We start from the raw sequence: 9617 nt of genomic DNA, 5'->3' as shown, positions 1-9617 counted from the left end.
GAGCCCCTTACCGAGAATGTGGTGATCCTCCCCAAGCTCTTCCGCCGCCTGGTTGACTACATGGGAGACGGAGGGATGATGGACGGATTCCGGGCTCACCTGCAGGCCCGATGCGAGCCCCTGGTCAGGGTGTCTCAGGTCCACTTCACCCGGCTGGACGCGGTAGTTGATGTGAAAGGAGATCGGGTCCGACTGACCGAGTCCCCGGAGAACCTGATATTCCTGGACAAGGTGCTCTGCAAGAAGAGTTGAGGGTAACTATCAATCGATCTTTGGACGGTGGTGTTTCGCGCGGCGGTGTTCCCGCCTCCACGCAATGCCTCATTGTATGGGCGATGTACTGCAGAAAGTTTTTCTTTGTGCCTTTGCGCCTTTGTGGTGAGGCCCAAGCATCCCGATTTTACTAGAGAGACAAATAGGCACAAAGAAGATAGAGGCTCCTCGCTATTTGGTGTGGGTTCGTGCGCTAGTCACAGGAATTCGAAATTTTTCATGATCCTCTGTGCGCTCTGTGACTCTGAGGTTTTATTCCGTAACTACCATGTATCTGAATATTCAGCTACGAATATTAACCGCAGAGACGCAGAGTTCGCAGAGACGTGGAAATTTACCTTATTACCAGCACTTGAAAAAAATAGCATATTTATGAGCAAATAGTCGTCTCCGTTCGTTCGTACTCCGTGCGCTCTGCGCCTCTGCGGTTTTATTCCGTATTCCGTAAACCACCAGGGTTAATTATCCCGCTACCCACTCGATACAGCGAAGAGCCAAGAGAGATAGTGGCAACCCTATTTATCCTATCCCGGCCATATCAGATCTCATGGCCATACTCAGAGATGACAAAGACCTGAAAGATGCCCTCACCAGCTGCCGCACCATCTGTGTAGTCGGCATCTCTCCTGACCCATACAAGCCCAGCTACTTCGTATCCGAGGTCCTGAAAAGGCACGGCTTCAAGCTCTATCTGGTGAACCCCAACTGCGCCGGCCAGACCATCCTGGGCGAGAAGGTCTTAGCCTCCATCCAGGACGTCCCGGAAGATATCGATATCGTCGATGTCTTCCGTCGGCCCTCTGCCGTCCCCGCACTGGCCGAGGAGGCGAAGAAGAAGGGCTTTGGGGTATTCTGGATGCAGCCGGGAACAGAGAGCCCGGAGGCCATAAAGCATCTGGATCAGGAGGGATACCGGGTGGTTGCGGGAAGGTGCGCAAAAATAGAGTCTAACAGACTACTTTGATTTATGTTTTAAAAAAAAATGAATATTTAATGGAAGATCAAATAAGAATGCTGCATTCTTTTTCTATGATCGTCCTGGTCTTTGATGGGCTGGTAGAGGTGGGGCGGAAAGTGACGCTGGCAGTAATTCCTGTATCCTTCTTGATGATGAAAGGTCCTGCTACACTATTTCTTGGACGAATATTTCCCCATTTCTTGGATTCAGTTGGATCCACATTGAACTCAGATACTACATTTCTATCTGTCAATACATCGAAGAATTCAATTTTCCCTACTGCAGCACTGCTTGCTCTAGTTCCGCTATTATATACATAAACATATATATTCCTTACAAAGAGGAAACCTCTTCTCGCCAAGACATCTTCAAAATCTCCAGTATAACAATCCACCCATAATGCAGGTCTGAGATCTGCTCCCGCAAGGGGAGCGACTGCTGATGCTTGAGCAGTATCAACCACTGCAATCGCTGAAGGGACTTTGGCTGGTGTGGCTGAGGCAGCTAAAGAGTCTGGAGCGGAAATTTCCTTCATCAGAATATTCTTATTGAGTTCTGCTGGCTCTTGGGCCATTGAATTTGCTGCAAATGCAGTACAGGTGATGAGCAAAAGCAATATCATTTTTTTGTGCATCTACTCCTCCTCCCAAAATTTTCTTAAATATCAAGGTGATTGATTACTATTAATAGTTATTGATATTCGATCCATCGCCTCAATGTCTTCCTCAGCAAAAGCTAAATAGCCTGGCCGATACTACTTGGATCGATGTTCTCCGCCCGGGATGAGTACCATCTCATCAATAAAGAGCTTGCCGCACTGGTGAGGGACCTGCCCGATTCCCCTCTGGGGGAGATACTGAGCTATGTGCTTTCCGCGCCGGGAAAGAGGGTCAGGCCACTCATTCTTATTCTCTCTGCAGAGGCTCTCGGCACCCCTCCTGCCCAGTCCATAAGCGCTGCTCTGGCCATTGAGCTGGTTCATGCCGCATCCCTGGTGCATGACGATATTTTAGATCACGGCATAGAGAGAAGGGGCTCGCCCAGTGCTCTGGAGCGTTTTGGTCCTGAGGCCTCACTCCTGGCTGGCGACTGGCTCATCTCCAGGTCGATCGACCTGATATCCGGCTATAGCCAGCCGGTGATAAAGGCGTTCTCTCGCGCCTGCATGGACATGTCCGAGGGAGAACTGATGGACCTCTCCTGCGCAGGCTCGCCTGAGGATTACTATCAGTGTATCACCAGAAAGACGGCATCCCTCTTCTCCGCCTCAGCCAAGATCGGTGGGCTGATCAGCGGGGCAGGGGAAGAGGATGTGGCCAGGCTGGAGAGCTATGGGCTGCATCTGGGCCTGGGCTATCAGGTCCTCGATGACCTGGAGGAGTTCCTGGGCCTAGATCAGGGGAAGTCCTCCCAGAAGACCTCGGTCACCCTTCCCAAGATCTATGCCAGCCGAAGCTCTCGTTCAGCTTCTCATGATACCGATTCTGATGCTGGTTTTGATGCTGATTCGGACATTGGATCTGATACCGCCAACGTGGTGCAGATGTGCATAAAAGTCACCGATGATCACTGCAACCAGGCCAAAGGTGCCCTCCAGGCCTTGAATGGGGATGAAGAGAAAAAGCTCCAGCTCCTGGAGATTGTGGATGAGATGACCTGCCGGGGACTGCAAAGATGCAGATCGCAAAAAAGCCTCTGCTGAAGATCGAGGCCTCGGCGGAGTCTAAAGGAATTCATCTTTCTGCCCGCGGCCCGGCTGCCCTTCTGGCAAAGCCGATAATCGACCAGATCAACAAGGTCTTTGCAACGGAAAAATCCATCAGCTCCGGCCCGGACAGGTTCATCTTTTCCACCTGGATTCCTCCCGCCCCAAGCGTTGCCTTCGACCGCATGCTGAATGCTCAGGTGGGGGCGATGATCCGCCGTCCGGTGCCCGATCAGTTCTCCATTGCGGTAGTGAAGGCCTGCCCCAACGATTGCCTGCACTGTTCCGCCCCCTCCCGTCAGGGGGAGATACTCTCAAGCAACGTGATCAAGGGGGCGATCTCCCAAGCCCTGGATATGGGCTCGTACCTGGTGACCTTCGACGGTGGAGAGCCCATGCTCCGCAAGGATCTGCCCGACCTAGTCTCTTCGGTCGACCAGCGGGCAATTGCCACCAGCTTCACCAGCGGCTACCACCTGACAGCTGAGCTTGCGAAGCAATTGAAAGATGCGGGGCTCTATGCGGTACGGATTAGCATCGACAGCCCCATCGAGGGGCAGCATGACCGCTTCCGGGGGCGCAAAGGTGCTTTTCAGGACGCCTTATCCGGGGTTCGCAATGCCCTGGAAGCGGGTCTTTTGGTGGACCTGTTCATGGTGACCTCCCCACATAATATCGATTATCTGGAGGATGCATTCAGTCTGGCTGCAGAGCTGGGGGTGCAAGAGCTATCCCTCTACGAGATCGTGGCAGTGGGCCGCTGGGCAACCCACGAGGATGAGGTGCTCACATCCGGGGATGTGGCCAGGCTGGAGAGCTTCCACAAGGAGAAGAACAGAATGGAGGGGCCCAGGGTCTCCGCACTGCCGTATCTGTTGAGCCCGGAGATGTTCGGCTGCTTTGCTGGGAGAAGATGGATTCATGTGGACGGGGACGGAGTGGCCCTGCCCTGCGCCTATATGCCTCTGGGCTTCGGGAACATAAAAGAGAAGAGCCTGGAGGAGATCTGGAGGGAGATGACCCGCTATCCCTGGTTCAAGGGGAGGTGCTCCTGCCAGATGAGGGATCCCGGATTCAGGGAGGCGCATAAGGAGATACTAGGGAAGTAGGTCGAATTCCGGGCGAAATGAAATTTAATATTACCGATGAAAGCAGATATGTGGGCGAGTGTCCTGGCCTCCCTGGCTGCCTTTCCGAAGGAGAGGGACTTGAAGATGCGTCGGAGAACATAAACGAGGCATAAGCGGGTGCCTGAAATCCCGGCTCAATAATGCCAGCAGAACAGTTTACAGGAGCGCAAGCTGGACATAGCAGAATTTTGGAGTGGCTGCATTCACTTTTCCCCCAGCCGGGCTCGGAGATTCTCCAGATAGCGGACATCGCTTTCTGCATTCGGGTGGCCAATCTCTCGCTCGAAGTCGACACAGAGCTGCATAATATCGGAGGCCTGCTCGATGTCTCCGGCCTTCTCATATTCAAGCCCCAGATTCCAGGAGTTGATTCCTTCATTCCTTCTGTCCCCGATCTCCCTGGCGATAGCTAGAGCCTGCTCATAGTACTCGATGGCTTTGCGAGGCTCCCCCAAGACGGCGTAGGCTGCGCCCAGGTTGCCAATCCAGTGTCCTTCATTCCCTCTGTCTCCGATCTCCCTGGCGATGGCTAGAGCCTGCTCATAGTACTCGATGGCTTTGCGAGGCTCCCCCAAGACGACGTAGGCATTTCCTAGGTTGCCCAGGTGGTTTCCTTCGCCCCTTCGGTCCCCTATCTCCTTGGAGATGCTCAGGGCCTGATGGTGGTGCTCGATGGCTTTGCCAGGTCCGCCAATGTTGGCGTAGGCATTGCCCAAGTTACCCAGGTGATTCCCTTCGGTCCGCCGGTCCCCTATCTCCTTGGAGATGGCCAGGGCCTGCTCATAGTACTCGATGGCTTTGCGAGGCTCGCCCAATGCGGCGTAGGCTGTGCCCAGGTTGCCCAGGTGGTTTCCTTCGGTCCGCCGGTCCCCTATCTTATTAGAGATGGCCAGGGCCTGCTCATAGTATTCGATGGCTTTGCGAAGCTCGCCCAGGTTTTTGTAGGCATTTCCTAGGTTGCCCAGGTGGTTTCCTTCGCCCCCTCGGTCCCCTATCTCCTTGGAGATGGCCAGGGCCTGCTCATAGTATTCGATGGCTTTGCGAGGCTCGCCCAGGTCTTTGCAGGCATTGCCCAGGTTGCCCAGATGGTTTCTTTCGCGCCGCCGGTCCTTTTCCCCTTTTGCCGCAGCCAATGCCGTCTGCAGCCAGCAAATCCTCTCTTTTGGGTGCAGGCGCAGATCCAGCACGTAGATACCGGCTTCGGGGTAGGAGCTGCAGAGCGAGACTGCAGCAGTTTTATCCTGCAGGTTCCTCTCCGCCCAAGACTGGCCTGCCTGAATGTTGGACCATTCCCGGTCGAATAGCGCGAGACCTGCCAGGAGGTTCTCTCCTCCCTGCTTGTAAAGCTCCTTGGACGAAGAAAGCATATTTATGTAGTGCTCAGCATGCTGCTCTTCCGCCTCCGCCTTCTCATCGGCCTGCAGCCGGGAGGCGGCATAGTCCCTTGCCAGGTCATGCAGGCGGTAGCGCTCGATGGCTGGATCGAACTCCACCAGGCTCCACTTCACCAGGTCGCTCAAGGAACCGGCTGCAGAATCTTGATCCATTGCCCATACTGCCGTCGCTCCCACCCGGTCAAAGCCGGCGGGAAAAACGGATAGCATAGACCACAGCCTCCGCAGCTCCGGACTGAGCAGATCGTAGCTCAGGCCAAAAGATGCCTCAACCAGCTCCACCCGGTTCCTGGCCTCCTGCAATCTTTCCAGATACTCGGCCACTCCCAGATCCTTTCTTTCAGCTAGGACCGATGCCGCGTTCCGCAGGGCAATGGGAAGGCAGCCGCACAGCCTGGCCAGCTCATCTGCCTGGCCGCCTATGCGATCTGCTATTTCTAGGAGCAGCTTCTTGGCATCCTCCAGGGGCAGGACATCCAGGTCCGTTGGCTTCAATCCCGGCAGGGAAAACCTGTTTCGAGAGGTGACGATCACAGCGCAGCTTAAAGGAGGCAGCAGCGGCTCGACCTGCTCCCGGCTTGCTGCATTGTCCAGCAGCAGCAATACCCGCAAGTCGTGAAGGAGAGAGTGGTAGATTCTGGCCAGCTCCGCTTCGCTATCTGGCAGCTTAGCCACCGGATAATAGATCCTTACCACGTTGGCCATGGCCTCCCCTGCAGTCATCGGTTCCGGGCTCGTCCCCCGCAGCTCGACCAGAACCTGGCCGTCAGGATAGCACCCGGCAAGCTTCTCGGCCATTGCGTAAGCCAGTGCTGTCTTGCCGATGCCGCCCATACCCCGCAGGCCGGTGATGGTGGCTCCCCGGTCAAAGTCTGCCAGAAGGTCTTTTAGCTCCTCGTCCCTGCCGGTGAAGTCCCTTGGTGGAGCGGGCAGGTGAGGGACGAGGACCAGAGGAGGAGGCGGGAGAGTAGCGTCCCCTGCCACATTGATCTGCTGGCCGATCACCTTCTGGCCACGCTGGTCGAAACGGGATTTATTATCTGGCATGGTTCGCTTTTACTTGGATTTGTCCGTGTTCACCGGGCCGCTGAAGTTTCCAGAGAGAACAGGCCTGTTGACATTTCCCGCAATATTGGTCTGCGAGCCGTGCACAGTCTGGCCCCGCTGGTCGAAGGCCGTCCTGCCGCCGCCTCCTTTCTGCAGATCGTCCACCAGCCTCTGCACCTTTGCTGCGAAATCCTGGTCGTCCTTTAGCTTCTCCGCCAGAATCTCTTCGAGCGCACTCTGCTGCCCTTTGGAGTCCGGCCTCTTCTGGGCGAGGGCCAGAGTTTCCTCTGCATCGGAGTCGCCCCTGAACTTGTCTATCACCGCCTGACATAGCTCCCCGACCTTTGCGCCCAGCTTATCGCCTGCCGAGCTGGAGAAGGCTTCCGCCCCTTTGGCCACAAACGGGGCGGCTATGACGGCCAGCGTTAATGGATCCATCTGCATCACATCCTTGATGGTGTGTTGAGAGGGCTGAAATGATAAGCCTTTCTGGATTTGATGCTCAGGTAGGATGATCTGGGTAGCTCTGACCGGCTCAGGTCCAGGAACTCGCTCAACTCTCGATAGCAGGCTATTTTCCACCCATGTTTTAAATATCAAGAATCCACAAGTAGTATCTATGTGTGAGAGTTCAGGGGAGACCTCGCAACTTCCTTGCGATCTGTCGGAGCTTGGCGAAGACAGAGCAATTACCAGAGGCCTTATGAGACTATCCGAGAGGGCTTTAGCCTCGCTTCTCGAAAATGAGCCTGATATTTATACCGTAGAGGATCTTAAAGTCAGATTCAGGTAGCATGCAAGTTCCCAGAATGCCTAAGGGAAGCATAGTTTTAGTTCACTTTCCTTTTACAGATCTCAGTTCCACAAAGCTGAGGCCTGCTTTAGTCCTTCATGAAGGACATTTGGATGTGACCATAGCCCCCATGACTACACAACGTCCAGATCCTCCATTGCCATCGGATTTGTTAATACGCAAAGGCACGCTCTCCTTCAAAGCAACAGGATTGAAAGAGGAGTCTTGGCTCCTAATCGACAAGATAGCGACCCTGGAGAAGATGTTCATTGAGGGCATACTCGGGAAAGCAGATGATGATCTCAAACGAGATGTAAATGCGAAATTGGCTGAATGCTTGATGTTCAACGACGTTTCTGCTATCTAGGGCCATAATTATAGAGCGGGATAGTCCCTGGACATGCCCTTGCCACCTTATCCCGGCCATTCCGCCAGCTGCCTCCGCACACGCTCCGCGCAGGAGCTCTCGATCTGCTCGAAGATGGCCAGCGCCTCTTCTGCTCTTGAACAAGCCTGCGGGGCCGGCCCGCAATTATCACATTAACTATATAAAAATATTATTAGAACTATTATTGGATTATATCCATTTACATTTGCGTCTGCGCAAATGAAGCCGGTCCGCCAATGATCTCAATATCTGGTGGCTCAATCGTAAGCAATTCCCTCCCTTTTGAACTTATCTCAAAGAATTTGTAGAAAAGCTCCAATTGAACTCTGATTATGTCTGCAGCTGGTATGGATGGCGTATTTCCAAAATATTCGCTCTCTTTATCCCATAGCTCGGTGCCGGGAAGTATTTCCAAAACGTTAGGAAGCACTCTTCCCGATGGCATAGTCTCTTCAACAAATCTGATCATCTCGTCTATCGATTCCACGGTCTCGTTCGGCAAGCCTAGGATAAATGAACAATGTGTTTTTATTCCCATTTTCTCAGTGAGCTTTACCATCTCCTTTGCTTTCTCAATGCTAAAGCCCTTCTTAACCGTATCAAGTACCCTTTGAGATGCGGATTCTATACCGAAAAATATATTTTTGCAGCCAGAGGAATTCATCACCTCCAATAAATCCTTTGATAATAGGTCCACCCTGGCGCTGCAACCCCATTCAAAATCGAGATTTCTTTCTTTAATGCCTCTGCATAGTTCAATAACTCTATTTCGTTTCATGGTGAAATTATCATCTGCAAAGCTGATTACATTTATTTTGTATTTATCTTGTACAAATTCCATCTCATCTAAGACATTATTTGCGCTTCTTGTACGGTATTTGCGACCGTGAAGTGCTGCTGTGGAACAAAATATGCAATTGAAGGGGCATCCTCGAGTAGTTATTATGGGAAAGCCCTTCTCTTTTCCCTCCCCTATGTAATGCTCAATCGAGGGCTCCAATAGATGAAAAGCGGGGAACGGTATGCTATCAAGATTTTCTATCCTATGCCTAAGTGGTGTGGAAAATACCCGATTATCATGGCGAAAGCTGATTCCTTTGACATTTTCTAGCTTTCTTCCCCTATCCAGAGCATCACAGATTTCGCATATCGCTCGCTCTCCTTCATATCGAACAACTATGTCCACTTCAGGAATCGTGTGCAACACATCTCGATGGATGAATGTAGCATGTACGCCACCGAATACTATTTTGATATTAGGATTGTGCGATTTTGCTGCTTTGGCAATGTCCACAGCATTTGCATAATTGGAGGTGAAGGATGTTATTCCTATGATATCAGGATCGAATTTCGATATCATATCGACTAATTCCTCTTTGGAAAAACCACCCCAATCCATGTCAACGATCTTAGCAGTTATGCCTTCAGATTCCATAGTTGATGCAAGGTAGCCCAAACCCAAAGGCACCGATGGCACTAGATCGTAACCTAACGGGATTCTATCTCCAACCCAACCAGGGGGATTAATGAGCAGTACCTTCAATTTTCCGCCCCACAAATTCTATTAGATTCATCTCTTCCAGCAGCATCAGGAAGGATAGTCCATCCCTTAATAATACATCATCGGCAACTGAAAACCAGATTTCTTTGAGCTCTTTTTGTATCTCTTTAATACTATTTTTTCCTGTGCAAAGGCGACAAATGATTGAGCCAGAAGAGTTAATAAAAAAGGGAAGACTGGATTTAGGGTGTACGCCTGCAAGATGATCTCCATCATCTACCCAACATGAGGGATGCAAGCGAATAGGATGAGCAAATGCGTAGTCTGCGTAATTTACCACCAATTTCTCCTTTTTGGGCAATACCACCTCGCTTTTGATCAACTTTCTTTCGCTTAAGATGGAACCTATTACTATTCGTCCAAATGTC

Annotated in this window: 9 protein-coding genes and 1 pseudogene; 5 read left to right on the top strand and 5 right to left on the bottom strand. The window is 52.1% G+C overall.

Features of this window, described 5'->3' with window-relative positions:
* Both BP727_RS07275 and BP727_RS07270 read left to right on the top strand, forming a co-directional pair.
* A pseudogene (locus tag BP727_RS07275) lies at positions 1-252 on the top strand (nuclease); the annotation flags it as partial.
* Positions 253-820: 568 nt separating this feature from the next.
* Entirely contained in the window at positions 821-1237 is a 417-nt protein-coding gene (locus tag BP727_RS07270) for a CoA-binding protein (RefSeq protein ID WP_273278467.1), read from the top strand.
* Positions 1238-1274: 37 nt separating this feature from the next.
* Here the strand turns inward: BP727_RS07270 and BP727_RS07265 are convergent, their stop codons facing one another.
* Entirely contained in the window at positions 1275-1865 is a 591-nt protein-coding gene (locus tag BP727_RS07265; protein ID WP_273278466.1) for a hypothetical protein, read from the bottom strand.
* Positions 1866-1997: 132 nt separating this feature from the next.
* Here BP727_RS07265 and BP727_RS07260 point away from each other — a divergent pair, with 132 nt between their 5' ends.
* Together BP727_RS07260 and BP727_RS07255 are read left to right on the top strand one after the other, a co-directional pair.
* Positions 1998-2933 (top strand): polyprenyl synthetase family protein, encoded by a 936-nt coding sequence (locus BP727_RS07260; protein ID WP_286858082.1) that lies wholly within the window; start codon positions 1998-2000, stop codon positions 2931-2933.
* Positions 2906-4045, top strand: coding sequence for a radical SAM/SPASM domain-containing protein (locus BP727_RS07255; protein ID WP_286858081.1), 1140 nt, complete (start codon positions 2906-2908; stop codon positions 4043-4045). Before BP727_RS07260 ends, BP727_RS07255 begins: the two co-directional genes overlap by 28 nt.
* 224 nt (positions 4046-4269) lie before the next feature.
* Here BP727_RS07255 and BP727_RS07250 read toward each other — a convergent pair whose 3' ends face one another.
* A complete protein-coding gene (locus tag BP727_RS07250) occupies positions 4270-6507 on the bottom strand; it encodes an ATP-binding protein (protein WP_286858079.1) in 2238 nt (745 codons plus the stop codon).
* A 9-nt stretch (positions 6508-6516) separates the two neighbouring features.
* A complete protein-coding gene (locus BP727_RS07245) occupies positions 6517-6945 on the bottom strand; it encodes a hypothetical protein (protein ID WP_157863804.1) in 429 nt (142 codons plus the stop codon).
* A 356-nt stretch (positions 6946-7301) separates the two neighbouring features.
* Between BP727_RS07245 and BP727_RS07240 the strand changes: the two genes are divergently transcribed.
* Positions 7302-7667 carry a type II toxin-antitoxin system PemK/MazF family toxin gene (locus BP727_RS07240; RefSeq protein ID WP_273278464.1) on the top strand — a complete coding sequence of 122 codons (366 nt, stop codon included), beginning with the start codon at positions 7302-7304 and terminating at the stop codon, positions 7665-7667.
* A gap of 220 nt (positions 7668-7887) precedes the next feature.
* On the opposite strand, the gene BP727_RS07235 is transcribed toward BP727_RS07240, so the two are convergent.
* Positions 7888-9231, bottom strand: coding sequence for a B12-binding domain-containing radical SAM protein (locus BP727_RS07235; protein ID WP_286858076.1), 1344 nt, complete (start codon positions 9229-9231; stop codon positions 7888-7890).
* On the bottom strand, positions 9212-9617 hold a 406-nt coding region (locus BP727_RS07230; RefSeq protein WP_286858074.1), incomplete at its 5' end, for a PqqD family protein. The genes BP727_RS07235 and BP727_RS07230, both read right to left, overlap by 20 nt.

This window comes from Methanosaeta sp. UBA356 (assembly GCF_002496465.1).
GTDB lineage: Archaea > Halobacteriota > Methanosarcinia > Methanotrichales > Methanotrichaceae > Methanothrix > Methanothrix soehngenii.
The sequence above is the reverse complement of the archived record's forward strand: the minus strand, read 5'-3'. Positions and strand labels throughout refer to the sequence as shown.